The organism is Hydrogenivirga okinawensis, assembly GCF_055385515.1.
On the sequence record NZ_AP042386.1, the window covers coordinates 632,367 to 646,606 of the forward strand.

The window sequence follows — 14,240 nt, forward strand, 5'->3', positions numbered from 1 at the left end:
TTTAGAGCCTGTTGAAAAAATCGCCTCAACTTTGAGAATCAAGCAACCGGAAGACGTATGGCTCTCAAAAGGTTAAGGCACAATAAAAGGAGCTTCAGAAGAAGGATCAGGTTGTAAAGAACAAACCTCCCAAGAACATATAAACTCGCAATCCCAAAGTCATAAACATTGTCCCTGTCCCCAAACCTGTTCTTAACTATCCCTATCACCTGCTCAACTCTAAACCTGTTCTCCCTATAGACCTTCCTCCTTACTTCATAGTTCTTCTTAGCCCATAGACTATACATGTTTCTAACTCTCGTATGTGTAGTATTCCTCACAGGAACTATGGCTTCCATCCTTAGCTCCCTTATCTCACTTAAAATTCCCACAGACTTTCCATAGTAAGCATCCCCAAGAAAATACCTCGCTCTAAAGCCAAGTTCTTTGAGCATGGATCTTAGCAGCATATTCTTATCTGCGTAGGGCTTGCCTGTATTTATATCCACCACTATAGCTTTGTCTCTTACAACTCCTACAGATTTTTTAAACGGGCTCATAATTTTTATAGGTGATGGTTGTTGTTCTCACTGGTGCAGGCATATCGGCGGAGAGCGGAATACCTACCTTCAGGGGCGAGGATGGGTTATGGAACAAGTACAATCCCATGGAGTTAGCAACACCGGAGGCTTTTAGAAGAGATCCAAAGCTCGTCTGGGAGTGGTACGACTGGAGAAGACAGCTTATAGCCAAAGCACAGCCCAACGAGGGGCACAGAATAATAGCATCTATGGAGAGGGAAGTAAAGGATTTCTGGCTCATAACTCAGAACGTCGATGGTCTTCACCAAAAGGCTGGTTCCAAGAAGGTCGTAGAGCTACACGGGAACATCTGGAAGGTAAGATGCCTTGAGTGTGGGATCGAGTATTTCGAGTATACAACACCGCTTCCTGAGATCCCTCCGAGGTGTAAAGAGTGCGGTGGAATGCTCAGACCTGCAGTCGTGTGGTTTGGTGAAAGCTTGCCAGCAGATGCATTAACAAAGGCTTACGAGGTATCAAGGAGGGCAGATCTATTTATAGTTGTGGGAACTTCTGCTCAAGTTTACCCTGCCGCAGAGCTTCCCCTTATAGCGAAAAGGGAAGGGGCAAGGCTCGTAGAGGTCAATCCAGAAGAGACGCCGCTTACGCCCTATGCGGATATATCTATAAGGGAGAAAGCTTCAACGGGATTAAGGAAGGTGTTAGATCTGCTATGAGGTTGTATACGGTAGGACACAGCTCAAGGAAACTCCACGAGTTCGTAGATCTTCTAAGATCCTATGGAATAGAGTTACTTGTTGATGTCAGGAGCTATCCCAAGAGTTCACGGTTTCCCCACTTCGGTAAGGAAGTTCTAAAAGTAGCCCTCGAAAAGGAGGGTATAGCATACATCCATATACCGGCCCTCGGAGGTATGAGGAAGGTAAGCTATAGAGAGTACATGAAGAGCGAAGAGTTCAGAAATGGAATTGCAGAGCTTATAAAACTATCTGGGGAAACGAAAACAGCATTTATGTGTGCCGAAAAAGATTGGAGAGGGTGTCACAGAAGGTTTATAGCAAAGGCTCTGGTTAGAAAAGGTATCGAAGTGATCCATATCCTCGATACTAACAGAGCAGAACAGCATCCTAAACACCTGTTCCCTGCTATTTTGTACTGAGTGTTTATACTATATACCGATGAAGATAACGACGGAGGTGAAGCTGGGGGCTTTCGTACTTGTAACCTCCTTTGCCCTTGCCTTTCTTATACTTACCTTTGGCGAAATTCCTCTTTTTAAGCCCAAGACTAAGAAATACGTGGTCTTTTTCAAAGACGTTGGTGGGCTTTCCATAGGGGCGGAGGTGAGGGTAGCGGGGATAAGAGCCGGTAAGGTAGAAGACATAATCCTTGAGGGAGATAGGGTAAGAGTACTGTTCAACGTGGAGGACAGGATAAAGCTCTTTAAAGATGCATCGGCGACGATAGGGACTTTAGGTCTTATGGGGGATAAGTACCTTGCTATAAGCCCGGGAACACCTTCCGAGGGAGAGCTTCCTGAGGGTTCGCAGCTAAGAACCGCTGAAGGTGTGGCGGACACCGACAGGCTTATAAGGGAGTTGACAAAGACGGCGGAAGGTTTTAGGCTTGTGGCTCAGAACCTTAACAGGATCCTTGAAGAGAACAGGGACAACTTGAAAAAGACTATAGGAAACCTCAATGCCTTGACAGATACGATGAGAAAGCTTCTTGAGGAAAATCAGGAGAACCTGGAAACTATACTTGATCAGATGGCGCAGCTCACGGAAAACTTAAACAGAACACTTCCGGAAGCAATAGCTTCCATGGACAGGCTCGCCGACGAACTGAGCGGTATAGCTCAAGAGAACAGGGAGAACATCAGAGCTCTCGTGGCAAACCTGAGAAGTCTTTCGGAAGATCTGAAGGGCGATCTGCCCGTAATGGTGGACAATCTTAATCGGCTTTCGGAGAATCTGAACACTGTAGTTCAAGAAAACAGAAGGGATCTAAGAAAGACCGTCAAAAACATGTCTGAGATGATGGAGAAGCTAAAGGTGAGTTCGCAAAGACTGGACAATATACTCGCACAGATAGAAAGCGGTAAAGGCACCATAGGCAAGCTCGTAAAGGATGAGGAACTTTACCATAGCGTATCCAAGGGGGCTAAGCTCTTCGGAGAGGCGGGAGAGGTTATAACGAAGACTAAAATATTCGTTGGCTTTGGAGGTGAAGCCTATTCGGGAGGAGATGCTAAAGGCTTCATGTCCATCAGGATAGAACCCGATAAAAGGACCTACTATCTGGCAGAGATAGTGGGGGACTCAAGGGGAAGAGTTTACACCGAACAGATAGTAGGAAACGAAGAGATAGTTAAAAAGGAGTTTAAACCCGAGTTTACACTTCAGATAGCTAAGAAGTTCTTTATAAGTGAGGATAAATACTTTACGATTCGGGCAGGGCTTAAAGAATCTACGGGCGGTGTAGGCTTCGATTTCAGCCCCTCTGAGAGGATAAGGATATACTCCGATATATGGGACACCGGCAGGAAAGATAGACCTGACGAGGATGGGTTAAAACCCAACCTTCAGGTAGGTATACAGCTCCGGTTGAGGGGACCTCTTTACACCCGCTTTGGTGGCGACGATCTGCTGAACGACAAGTTCAGGGGTGCCTTCGTGGGTGCAGGGCTGGAGTTCTCTGAAGAGTATCTGAAGTATCTTTTGGGCGGATTAGGGCTACCTTTTCCCTAATTTGTATTTTAATTTTATATGAGGAGTGCCATGTTTAAAGATCAGATAAGAAAGTTGTACCGTGTGAATCTAAACCTTAAGGGCGAAGAGCGCCTGCTAATATTTACCGACGATGAAAAGGACTACCTCGTAAAACTGATGGAGGAGTTTATTCAGGTAGGAAGAGAGTTCACACCTCATGTTAAATACCTAATCTACAAATCGAGAAAGTTGCACGGCAGTGAACCTCCTGAGGAACTCTGGAGATTAACCTTTGGAAACGAAGCTATCGATAAGCTTGCGGAGGAAGGTTTTCTTGAGAAGATATTGAATAAGGAGAATTATCCTCAGGACTCTGTAATCGATATAATAAGGGAGCTTGCAATTGACGTTCCCAACGTCGTAGTGGCGTTCCCCTATTTCTCCACCACCCATACATTCTTCAGAAAGCTTCTGACAGACGTATTCGGTGCTCGTTACGCTTCGATGCCTTTGTTTGATCCTTCCATGTTCCTCACCTCTATGAATGTGGACTGGGAGTACGTGGCAAAGCTAAGCACGGATATAGCGGAGATCCTGAGTGAGGCTGAGTGGGCTCACGTCGTATCGGAGGACGGGACGGATATAGAGTTCTCTGTGAGTGGCAGGAAAGGTATAGCGGACACAGGACTCTTTCACAGGGCAGGGGATTTCGGGAACTTGCCGGCGGGGGAAGCGTTCATCGCGCCTATCGAGAAGGAAGCTTACGGCAGACTCGTGATCTTGTACGCTCCCGATAGACCCTTGGAGAGACCCCTCACCTTCAAGTTCGTCGATGGAGGCGTTGAGAGTATAGAGGGGTTTGAGGATTACAGATACTTTGTGGAGGACGTATTTAAGAAGATGCCTGAAGCGAGGTTTATAGCGGAGTTCGGTGTCGGGACAAACCCAAAAGCCGCGAGACCGGACAACCTCCTCGAGGCGGAGAAGATACTCGGAACAATCCACATCGCCATAGGCGATAACCACACCTTTGGAGGTCTGAACAAGGTCGGTTTCCATACCGACTACGTGGTTTTTAAGCCCACAGTAATCTTAGGAGGAAAAGGATGGGAAAAAAAGCTGCTACTAAAAGGAAAACTCCAGAGGATATAAAGCTTGATTTCATAAAAAAGGTCCACCTCTTCGAAGATCTCAATCCCGACGAGCTCAGGGAAGCGGTAAAGTACATGACCATAAAGGAGTACGAGAAAGGGGATTACCTCTTCTTCGAAGAGGACGCCGAGCCGGGAATATTCATATTGGTGGACGGGCTCGTTAAGCTCATAAAGGAGACTCAGGACGGGAGGACAATTATCGTGAGGCTCGTCTTTCCGGGGGACGTCTTCGGTTGGATAGAGTGGGGTAAGACCTCTCCCAAAAGCACCTACACTGCCATGGCGGTCCTCAAATCGAAGGTCCTTTACATCTCCAATAAGGACTTCATAACACTCGCCATAAAGTATCCTGCGGTTGCGATAAAGATGACCTGTGATGCAACCGCCAACCTCCTCCAGACCTATGAAATATTAAAAAGCATAGCCTCGGGAAGGGTTGAGGAGAGGATAGCCAAGGTTCTTTTAGAGCTCGCCGACAGGATAGGTAAGGAGAAAGAAGGAAAGATAGTTATAAGACTCCCGCTGACGAGACAGGACATAGCGGAGATGACGGGCACAACGGTGGAGACAGCCATAAGGGTCATGAGCAGATGGAAGAAGCAGGGAATAATAAACACAGAAAGGGGGTATATAGAAATTATTAACCGCAGAGAGCTGGAAAGACTTTTGGTATAAAATTTAAGCGATATGAAGAGAAGGATGTTAGCGATCTTACCGGTGCTTTTGAGTCTGAGCATGTCCGAACCGACGAGTTTACCTCCAGAGCTTAGAAACCTGAAGGTTAAAGTTTTAGACTCTAAGGGTGTTGTCCACGAGCTTACGTCCCTGAAGTGTAACGAAGGAGGAAATCTAAAGCTAAAGAGAGGGTCCCTGGATTACACTCTGCCCTTCACAGACGTGCAAAAGATAAAAGTGCTCGAAGTTAGTGGCGGCGAGGTGAAGGTAGAACTTCTCTTAAAAGACGGAAAAAGGGAAACCTTCGAGATGCCCTCTTCTACGAGGTGCACCGCTGTCTCCGACGTTGGCAACGTTAACTTTTATATCTCGGAGATAAGGAGTATAGAGGTAGAAGGAGAGCAGAAATGAGAAGATTTTTTCTCCCGGTCTTAGCAAGCATATTTTTCTTCGCGGGCTTTTTTATAGGCGTTTCGAAAACAGTATCGAAGGAAGACGAGTACTCCTATCTGAAGCTGTTTTCGGACGTCCTGAAGATAGTTAAAGACAACTACGTTGAGGAGCCTTCGACGAAGGATCTCATATACGGAGCCCTGAGTGGTATGGTTTCATCCTTAGATCCGTTCTCTTCCTTCTTCCCTCCTGAGAAGTACAAAGAATTTATGGAGGAGACGGAGGGTGAGTTCGGAGGGGTTGGTATAGAGATAAGCATGGAGAAGGGTAGACCTATAGTCGTCGCACCGATCGAGGGAACTCCTGCTTTCAAGGCGGGTCTTAGAGCCGGGGACATAATAATAGCGGTAGACGGTGAAGATACATTTGGGAAGTCTCTTCTGGAGATAGTCAAGAAGATAAGGGGTAAGCCAGGAACTAAGGTAAAGCTCACCATCATGAGGAAAGGACTCGACAAGCCTATGACCGTGGAGATAGAGAGGGCGATAATAAAGATAGAGAGCGTAAAGTACACAACCTATGAGGATCTCGGCTACATAAAGATAACTCAGTTCCAGCACTACACCTCGAGAGATCTAAAAAGGGCTATAAGGGAGTTACTCTCGGAGAACGTTGAGGGTCTTATCATAGACCTAAGAAACAACCCCGGAGGGCTGCTCTCTGAAGCTGTTAAGGTTGCGGATATCTTTCTCCCAGAAGGGAAACTCGTGGTTTACACTAAGGGGAGGAAGGATGAGGAAAAGTATTACGCCAAGGAGAAACCCTTAGTTCCCAAGTATATGCCTATTGTTGTCTTAATAAATAAGGGTTCGGCGAGCGCCTCCGAGATCGTGACCGGTGCCCTTCAGGATCATCACAGGGCTACCATAGTTGGAGAGAAGAGCTTTGGTAAGGCCTCTGTCCAGAATATAATTCCCCTTGAGGACGGCTCGGCCATCAAACTCACCGTAGCCTATTATTACACTCCCAGTGGAAAACTGATACACAAGAAGGGGATAGAACCAGATATAAAGGTATCTATGGATGAGAAGATTTGGGAAAAGCTCGCTGAAACGATAAGGAAGATGAGAATAGAGGGGAACGGGAAGAAGGTCATACTCCTTCCCGACATAGACGTCCAGCTCAGGAAGGCGATAGAGGTTATAAAAGAGAAGGTTCACGAGAAGGCTGCATGATAACTCTCGCAGTCGAAACCTCCTGCGATGAGACTGCCCTGGCTCTTTACGATGATAAGAAGGGAGTGATAGGGGATATCCTTTTATCTCAAGCTAAGGTTCACTCTCCCTTCGGGGGTGTGGTTCCTGAACTTTCCGCGAGGGAGCACACAAGGAACCTACTACCTCTTTTTGATAGACTCCTCAAAGATACGAGTTTCGATCTTCGAAGTATAGACTTCGTCTCCTTCACCCTCACTCCTGGACTCATCCTCTCCCTTGTCGTCGGGGTGTCCTTTGCCAAAGCCTTAGCTTACGCCTTTCAAAAGCCCTTAGTTCCGGTCCACCACTTAGAGGGTCATATCTACTCCGTATTCTTGGAATCTCCCGTTGAGTATCCCTTCTTGGCCCTCATAGTCTCTGGAGGACATACAGATCTTTTTTTAGTGGAGGGGTTCGGCAGGTATATTTTCCTTGGGGGAACCTTGGACGACGCTGCAGGTGAGAGCTACGACAAGGTCGCCAAGATGCTTGGCTTGGGCTATCCTGGAGGACCCATAATAGACAAGCTTGCGAAGAAAGGTGAACCTAAGTTCGATCTTCCGAGACCATTGCTGGACAGCGAGGATCTCAACTTCTCCTTCAGTGGGCTCAAGACCGCTGTGATGAACCTCCTCAGAAAGGAGAAAGATATCAAAGTGGAGGACGTAGCCGCCTCCTTTCAGGAAGCGGTGGTGGATGTCTTGGTGGAGAAGTCAATAAGAGCTGTTAAAAAAACGGGAGTCAGAAGGCTCGTTGTAGTAGGAGGGGTTTCTGCCAACTCAAGGTTGAGGGAGAGGTTCAGGGAAGCGGCCGAAAGGGAAGGGTTAGACCTCAGGATACCCCATCCGAGCCTTTCCACCGACAACGCCCGCATGATAGCCTACGCCGGGATGGAGAGGTTCAGGCGCGGGATCAGTGCACCGTTGGATATAAATCCAGAGCCGAATATTCCCCTTGAAGAGTTCGGAAGGTTATGGAGCTGAAGCGATCTTATCCAAAGCTCTCTTAAAGATCTCCCTGTCCCCCCTGTATTTCAGAAGGTTCTTGGCTTCCTCCACAGGGAAGAACTTGGCGTCCTTGACCTCCCATGAGGGCTTCGGTTCTCCTTCCAGATACCTCATCAGGTAGTACTTGACTCTTTTAAAGATCTTCTCCCCGTGGAGCTGATACCAGTAGTGGATCTCTCCGATGTAGTCTAATATCTCTCCTTTCACGCCCGTCTCCTCAAGGACCTCTCTGACCGCCGTATCCTCGGGTTTCTCCCCCCGCTCTATATTCCCCTTGGGAAAGGTCCAGACTCCGGAAGGGTTCTGAATTAGGAGAACTTCCTTGTCTTTGAAAAGAACTCCTCCCGCCGAGGACTCTCTCTTCACGAGCTTATTATATCAACGAGTTCCTTAGCTCCCCTTATCGTGTTCTCCGTCGCAGTTCCCATGAGCCTCGCGACCTCCTTCAGTTTCTCCTTTTCGGAAAGTCTCCTGACCTTAACGTAGGGAATATCTCCGAGGTACTCCTTCTCCGTCAGGAAGTTCACGTCCCCCGCGGCGCATATAGGAGCGGAGTGGGTTATCACTATCATCTGCATCTTCCTTCCGAGCTTTTTGAGGAGTTTCGCAAGTTTGACGGAGGTCTCACCGCTCACACCTACGTCCACCTCGTCGAAGATGTAGGTCTCCGTGGGAGGGAGAATGAGGGACAGGGCTAAGAAGAGCCTCATCAGTTCCCCGCCGGAGGCGCTTTCTTCAAGGGGTTTAGGCTCTCCTCCGTAGGAGGAGAAGAGGATCCTGACGCTGTCCTGACCGAACCTTCCTATATCGGTTTTCTCCACCTTTACCTTTACCTTAGCTCTTTCAAGGTTCAGTTCCTTCAGAAGTGTCTCTATCTCCTTTTCCAACCTCTTCGCCGCCTTCTTTCTTTCGGAGCTGAGTTCCTCCGCCAGACCTGTGAGCCTCTTCCTTAGCTCTTTGAGCTCAAACTCAAGTTCCTCTATCCTATCGTCGTATCCGTAGGATTTGGAGAGTTCCTCCTTTATCTTCTCCGCCTCTTTTAAGATCTCCTCGTAGCTCTTCTTATACTTCTTCTCAAGCCTCTGAACCTTGAATAGAAGCTCGTTTATTCTGTCCACCTCCTCGGGGGAGATCTCGGTGTCTTCTTCCCTTAAAGATTGGACGATGTCAAGTATCCTCTCCTTAACCTCGCTCAGTCCGTCTATAAGATCCTCTACCTCCTTTCCGTGCTCCTTGAGTTTCCAGAGGGATCTCAGGGCGAGGGAGACATCCGAATATGCCGAGCCTTCCGAGTCGTAGAGATGGTAAAGAGCCTCTCCGATGAACTTTTTTATCTTCTCAAGGTTCGTCAGAACCTCTGCCTCCTTCCGAAGGTGCTCCACCTCTTCGGCGTTCAGACCGATCTCCTCTATCTCCCTTAGTCTGAACTCCAAAAAGTCCCTCCTCTGAAGGATCTCCTCCCTTTTCTCCTTAAGTTCCCTTAGCTCCCTCTCCTTAGCGGAGAACTTCGAGTAGAGCCTTTCAAACTCGGATCTCAGAGGAATGAGGTCGGCGAACCTGTCTAAGATCTCCCTCTGGAAGTCGCTCCTGAGGAGCCTTATGAACTCGTTCTGCCCCTGAACAGAGATCCTGCCTTCCAAGAGTTCCCTGACCACCTTAGATGTGGTTCCCCTCCCGTTCAGGAAGTATCTGCTTCTTCCTCCCTTTATCTCCCTTCTGAGGATTAAGCTCTCGTCCTCCGAACCTACCTCTATCTCTACGGCGGTTCCTTCGGGATACTCTCCCTGCTTTCCCATGACGAACTCCACGGCGGAGATGGTCATCGACTTTCCTGTCCCCGTCTCCCCCGATATGACGTTCAGTCCCTCACCGAACTCTATCTCTAAGTCTCTGATAAGAAAGAAACTTTCTATCGCGACTCTCCTGAGCATAGGTAATAATATCGGATCTTCGGACTCGACCTTCAACGGAAGGGGATTAATTAAAAAGTATGGCTCTGATTCTGGTTGCAGTCTTGATACTCCTTTCCTGCGAGAGCAGGAGGGAATACTTAGAGGTGTCTAAGATAAGGTGGTTGACGGATCTAAATAAAGCCCTTGAGGTCTCTAAAAGCACTGGAAAGCCCATCTTCCTATACTTCTCGGCGCGCTGGTGTAGCTGGTGCAGGGAGTACGAGGAGGATTTGGAGAAGGAGGAGGTGGTGGAAGTGTTGAGGAGAAACTTCGTCCCTCTGCTCCTCGATAGCGACAGGAACAGGGATCTCTTCGTGGAGTTCGGAGGCAGGGGAACGCCCTTCACGGTGGTTCTCGATCCGAGGGGAAAGGTTCTCATGAAGTTCCACGGAGCGGTGAAGTCAAAGGATCTGGTCGCTCTCCTGACTCTTCTGTTGGAGGGTAAGGTTGGAGTTAGCGAAGAGAAGGGAAACTACAGGATAGAGAGGGTGGACAGGGAGACCTACACGGATCTGCTTGACCGCTTCGTTAACGATCTTCGGCTCAGGTTCGATCAGGAGTTCGGAGGCTTTTCCCTCCCCTCCCTTGTGGGAACGAGCTTCAAGTGGCCCACGCCCATGACCTACGAGTACCTTTTGGAGAAAGGGCTACTTTTGGAGGAGGTTTTCTTCTCTCTGAAGAAAGATATAGAGTTTCTCTACGATCCCGTAGACGGAGGCTTTTTCAACTTCTACGACAGGACGAGAGCCTTTGACTTCTACTTTGAGACTTCCAAGTCCCTGAGCGTGAACTCCCTGATGATATCCGCCCTGCTGACCGCCTTTGAGAGGACTGGAAATAGGGATTTTTTGGAGAAGGCTGTCGGAACCTACGAGTATCTGAAAAAGACGCTCCTCCACTCCGAGAGCGGGTGCTTCCTCAACGCCCAGATCTCCGATCCTTCCTACTACAACCTCAGTCCCGAAGAGAGGAAAAAGAGAGAACCGCCTCCTACCGACACCGCGATCATAGTGGAGGACAACGCGAAGGCTATTCTGGCGCTTTTGAAACTCTCAAAGGTAACGGGAGAGGACAGGTACAGATCGGAAGCTCTCGGATGCCTTAGGTTTATTCTCAAGAACCTGTTAGAGGGGGATAAGCTCTACCGATACTACGATGTGGAGAGGAAGGAGAGAGGGGTTGAGAACTTCGGAAGGGACATAGCCTACCTTGCCTTAGCCCTCTCGCACTTTCCTGAGATGGAGGGAGAACTGAAGAGGGTTCTTTCCCTGAAGCCGAGAAGGAGCGACTGGGTCTCCGAGAGCATCATCGCTTACGTGCTCTCCAAGATAGATCCTGAGAAGGCGAGGAATAGATTAGAGGGTTTGGAAATAAACCTCCACTACCACAATCCCGACGACATGGTTTTCCTGCTCAGGAGCTTAGAAGTTCTGATTGAAAGTGATTTTCGTTCGTCTATTATTATCAACTATGGAAAAGGTTTACGCTTACGACACGACCTTAAGGGACGGATCTCAGGCTGAGGGGGTGAACTTCTCCCTCGAGGACAAGATCAGGATAGCCCAGAAGCTTGACGAGTTCGGGATAGACTACATAGAGGGAGGGTGGCCCTACGCCAATCCGAAGGACAACCTCTTCTTCCAGAAGATAAAGAAGATGAAGTTTATCCACGCCAAGCCGGTAGCCTTCGGATCTACGAGGAAGCCGGGGAAGAGCGTCAAGGAGGACAAGCAGGTGGAGGCACTTATAAAGTCCGAGGTTCCCGTCATAACCATATTCGGAAAGAGCTGGGATCTGCACGTTACCGACGCCCTGAAGACCTCCCTTGAGGAGAACCTGGGCATGGTTCAGGAGACCGTTGAGTTCCTAAAGAAGTATGCGGAAGAGGTAATTTTTGACGCGGAGCACTTCTTTGACGGTTTCAAAGCCAATCCCGACTACGCCCTTTCGGTTCTTGAAGCTGCGCTGAGCGGAGGGGCGGACTGGATAGTCCTGTGCGATACCAACGGGGGAAGCCTCCCCCACGAGATCTATGAAATAACGAAGAAGGTCAGGGAGAGGTTTCCTACTGCGAAGGTAGGCATACACGCCCACAACGACTCGGAGACCGCCGTGGCTAACTCTATAATGGCTGTCCTTGCGGGTGCGAGGCAGGTTCACGGGACGATAAACGGCATCGGCGAGAGAACGGGGAACGCCAACCTCTGCTCCATAATCCCGAACCTCCAACTCAAGATGGGTTTTGAGGTCATTCCTCCTGAGAACATGAAGAAGCTCACGGAGCTCGCCCGCTTCGTTGCGGAACTCTCCAACATGCCCCTCCCGAGGAACATGCCCTACGTGGGTGAGAGCGCCTTTGCCCATAAAGGGGGTGTCCACGCCTCGGCGGTCATGAAGAAGGCTCTGACCTACGAACACATAGATCCCGAACTCGTGGGGAACAGGAGGAAGATAACAGTCTCCGATCTGGCGGGAAGGAGCAACCTCCTATACAAGCTCAGGGAGTTCGGAATAGAGGTGGACGAGAGGTCTCCCGAACTACTTCGGCTCGTGGAAAAGATAAAGGAGCTTGAGAAGGAAGGTTACCACTTCGAGGCGGCGGACGCTTCCTTGGAACTCCTCTGCAAGAGGCACTTCGGCTTGGTAAAGGACTACTTTGACTTTGACGCCTACAGGGTTCTGATAGCCAAGAGGGGAGGGGACAACATTCCCGTATCGGAGGCTACCGTCCGGCTTGCGGTTGAAGGGGTGGACGAGCATACCGCCGCCCTCGGCAACGGACCGGTGAGCGCCCTCGACAGAGCATTGAGGAAAGCTTTGGAGGAGTTCTATCCTAACCTCAAGGAGATGCAACTCGTTGATTACAAGGTGAGGATAATAAACGAGTCTGCGGGAACCTCCGCCAAGGTGAGGGTTCTGATAGAGTCCGCGGACGGGAAGAGGAAGTGGGGGACGGTAGGGGTCTCGGAGAACGTGATAGAGGCGTCTTGGATAGCTCTGAGGGACGCCATAGTTTATAAACTGATGAAGGACGAAGAGGAGGCGTAATGGGTTTCAACTTGGGAATAGTGGGTCTTCCGAACGTGGGGAAGTCAACGCTCTTCAACGCTCTGACGGAGACCGCCAAGGCTCAGGCGGCGAACTATCCCTTCTGTACTATCGAGCCCAACGTGGGTGTTGTGGAAGTGCCCGACGAGAGGCTTTACAGGATAGCGGAGCTTGAGAGGTCTAAAAAGGTAACTCCTACCTTTATTGAGTTCGTGGATATAGCGGGACTCGTCAAGGGAGCGAGCAAGGGTGAGGGTTTGGGAAATCAGTTCCTCTCCCACATAAGGGAGGTGGACGCCATAGCGATGGTTCTCAGGTGCTTTGAGAATCCCGACGTGGTTCACGTTGAGGGAAACGTTGATCCCGTAAGGGATGCGGACATCATAGACATAGAGTTAATAGCGAAGGATTTAGAGACGGTAAACAGAAGGCTTGAGAGGGTGGAGAAGATCGCAAAGAGCGGGGACAAGAGGGCTAAAGAGGAACTCGAACATCTTAAGACGATAAAGGAACTCTTGGATAACCTCGAACCTCTCAGGAGGCACAAAGAAAACTTATCGGAGGAGACATGGAACTACGCCACGAAAGAGCTCTTTCTATTGACTACCAAGCCCGTTATGTACATAGCCAACATAGGTGAGGAGGATCTACCTGAGGGTGAAAACAATCCCCATGTCATGAGGGTCAGGGAGAGAGCGGAGAGGGAGAAGGCTCCCGTCGTGGTGGTCTGCGCGGAGCTTGAGGCTCAGATGGCAGGGCTCGGGAAGGAGGAGAAGAGGGAGCTTTTAGAGGCTTACGGACTCAAAGAGCCGGGACTCCACAAGGTCATAAGGGAGGGCTACAGACTCCTCAACCTCATAACCTTCTTCACGGCGGGCGAGAAGGAGACGAGAGCTTGGACGGTGGTTAAGGGAACCAAGGCTCCTCAGGCGGCGGGTAAGATCCACTCGGACTTTGAGAGGGGCTTCATCGCCGCGGAGGTGATAAACTACGAGGACTACATAAAGGTCGGCTCCATGACAAAGGCTAAGGAGAAGGGACTGGTGAGACTTGAGGGGAAAGACTACGAGGTTCAGGACGGGGACATCATATACTTCAGGTTCAACGTGTGAAGTAAAACAGATGCTCGAACTCGCTTTAAAGGTCAGGGAGATCGTATATGAGTGTCTTTCTTGAGCTTCTTAAGGAAAGAGTCCGCAGGGAGAAGAAGTACTTCGAAGATCCGGAAAGGTATCTACGAACTTTTAAGGAGATCCTTAAAAAGGAACTCGGTGATGACGTCAGGATTTACCTCTTCGGTTCGGTGGTGAGGGGAGATTACATAGTCGGCAGGAGCGACATAGACGTCCTCGTCGTCTCCAAAAACGTTCCCGAAAGGGTTCGCAGGCGGAGTGAGATCGTTACGGAGTTCCTGAGAGCCATAGGAGACCTCTACGCTCCCTTCGAGGTTCACTTCGCCACTCCGGAGCAGTTCGAGGGATGGTATAAGAGGTTTATTAAGGAGGATATAAAGGAGGTATGAA

14 protein-coding genes and 1 pseudogene are annotated in these 14,240 nt (G+C 49.4%); 12 read left to right on the top strand and 3 right to left on the bottom strand.

Annotation, left to right across the window (positions count from 1 at the left end):
• Positions 1-38 precede the first annotated feature (38 nt).
• Positions 39-518, bottom strand: a pseudogene (locus ACZ483_RS03750) (transposase); the annotation flags it as partial.
• 35 nt (positions 519-553) lie between these two features.
• Here ACZ483_RS03750 and ACZ483_RS03755 point away from each other — a divergent pair.
• The 8 genes from ACZ483_RS03755 to tsaD are packed head-to-tail and all read left to right on the top strand — an operon-like array spanning position 554 to position 7,693.
• Entirely contained in the window at positions 554-1,237 is a 684-nt protein-coding gene (locus tag ACZ483_RS03755; RefSeq protein WP_464325169.1) for an SIR2 family NAD-dependent protein deacylase, read from the top strand.
• Complete coding sequence (locus ACZ483_RS03760; protein WP_464324837.1) at positions 1,234-1,680, top strand: DUF488 domain-containing protein; 447 nt, start codon at positions 1,234-1,236, stop codon at positions 1,678-1,680. Before ACZ483_RS03755 ends, ACZ483_RS03760 begins: the two co-directional genes overlap by 4 nt.
• 19 nt (positions 1,681-1,699) lie before the next feature.
• Positions 1,700-3,271, top strand: coding sequence for an MlaD family protein (locus ACZ483_RS03765; RefSeq protein ID WP_464324838.1), 1,572 nt, complete (start codon positions 1,700-1,702; stop codon positions 3,269-3,271).
• Positions 3,272-3,301: 30 nt separating this feature from the next.
• The gene (locus ACZ483_RS03770; protein WP_464324839.1) at positions 3,302-4,384 is read left to right on the top strand and encodes an aminopeptidase; all 1,083 of its coding nucleotides are present in this window, start codon (positions 3,302-3,304) and stop codon (positions 4,382-4,384) included.
• Positions 4,339-5,061, top strand: coding sequence for a Crp/Fnr family transcriptional regulator (locus ACZ483_RS03775; protein WP_464324840.1), 723 nt, complete (start codon positions 4,339-4,341; stop codon positions 5,059-5,061). The genes ACZ483_RS03770 and ACZ483_RS03775 overlap by 46 nt, the downstream gene beginning before the upstream one ends.
• Before the next feature lie 12 nt (positions 5,062-5,073).
• The gene (locus ACZ483_RS03780) at positions 5,074-5,472 is read left to right on the top strand and encodes a hypothetical protein (protein ID WP_464324841.1); all 399 of its coding nucleotides are present in this window, start codon (positions 5,074-5,076) and stop codon (positions 5,470-5,472) included.
• A complete protein-coding gene (locus ACZ483_RS03785; protein WP_464324842.1) occupies positions 5,469-6,689 on the top strand; it encodes a S41 family peptidase in 1,221 nt (406 codons plus the stop codon). Before ACZ483_RS03780 ends, ACZ483_RS03785 begins: the two co-directional genes overlap by 4 nt.
• Positions 6,686-7,693 carry a tRNA (adenosine(37)-N6)-threonylcarbamoyltransferase complex transferase subunit TsaD gene (gene tsaD, locus ACZ483_RS03790; RefSeq protein ID WP_464324843.1) on the top strand — a complete coding sequence of 336 codons (1,008 nt, stop codon included), beginning with the start codon at positions 6,686-6,688 and terminating at the stop codon, positions 7,691-7,693. The genes ACZ483_RS03785 and tsaD overlap by 4 nt, the downstream gene beginning before the upstream one ends.
• Here tsaD and ACZ483_RS03795 read toward each other — a convergent pair.
• Both ACZ483_RS03795 and recN read right to left on the bottom strand, forming a co-directional pair.
• Positions 7,682-8,083 carry an NUDIX hydrolase gene (locus ACZ483_RS03795; protein ID WP_464324844.1) on the bottom strand — a complete coding sequence of 134 codons (402 nt, stop codon included), beginning with the start codon at positions 8,081-8,083 and terminating at the stop codon, positions 7,682-7,684. The two genes, tsaD and ACZ483_RS03795, sit on opposite strands and share 12 nt — an antisense overlap.
• Positions 8,080-9,648, bottom strand: coding sequence for a DNA repair protein RecN (recN, locus tag ACZ483_RS03800; RefSeq protein WP_464324845.1), 1,569 nt, complete (start codon positions 9,646-9,648; stop codon positions 8,080-8,082). Before recN ends, ACZ483_RS03795 begins: the two co-directional genes overlap by 4 nt.
• Positions 9,649-9,707: 59 nt before the next feature.
• Here recN and ACZ483_RS03805 point away from each other — a divergent pair, with 59 nt between their 5' ends.
• Genes ACZ483_RS03805 through ACZ483_RS03820 form a run of 4 tightly spaced genes read left to right on the top strand, consistent with a single transcriptional unit; the run spans position 9,708 to position 14,239 of the window.
• Positions 9,708-11,192, top strand: coding sequence for a thioredoxin family protein (locus ACZ483_RS03805; RefSeq protein ID WP_464324846.1), 1,485 nt, complete (start codon positions 9,708-9,710; stop codon positions 11,190-11,192).
• Positions 11,140-12,717 (top strand): citramalate synthase, encoded by a 1,578-nt coding sequence (gene cimA / locus ACZ483_RS03810; RefSeq protein ID WP_464324847.1) that lies wholly within the window; start codon positions 11,140-11,142, stop codon positions 12,715-12,717. The genes ACZ483_RS03805 and cimA overlap by 53 nt, the downstream gene beginning before the upstream one ends.
• Positions 12,717-13,829, top strand: coding sequence for a redox-regulated ATPase YchF (gene ychF, locus ACZ483_RS03815; RefSeq protein WP_464324848.1), 1,113 nt, complete (start codon positions 12,717-12,719; stop codon positions 13,827-13,829). Before cimA ends, ychF begins: the two co-directional genes overlap by 1 nt.
• Before the next feature lie 47 nt (positions 13,830-13,876).
• The gene (locus ACZ483_RS03820; RefSeq protein ID WP_464324849.1) at positions 13,877-14,239 is read left to right on the top strand and encodes a nucleotidyltransferase domain-containing protein; all 363 of its coding nucleotides are present in this window, start codon (positions 13,877-13,879) and stop codon (positions 14,237-14,239) included.
• Position 14,240 lies beyond the last annotated feature (1 nt).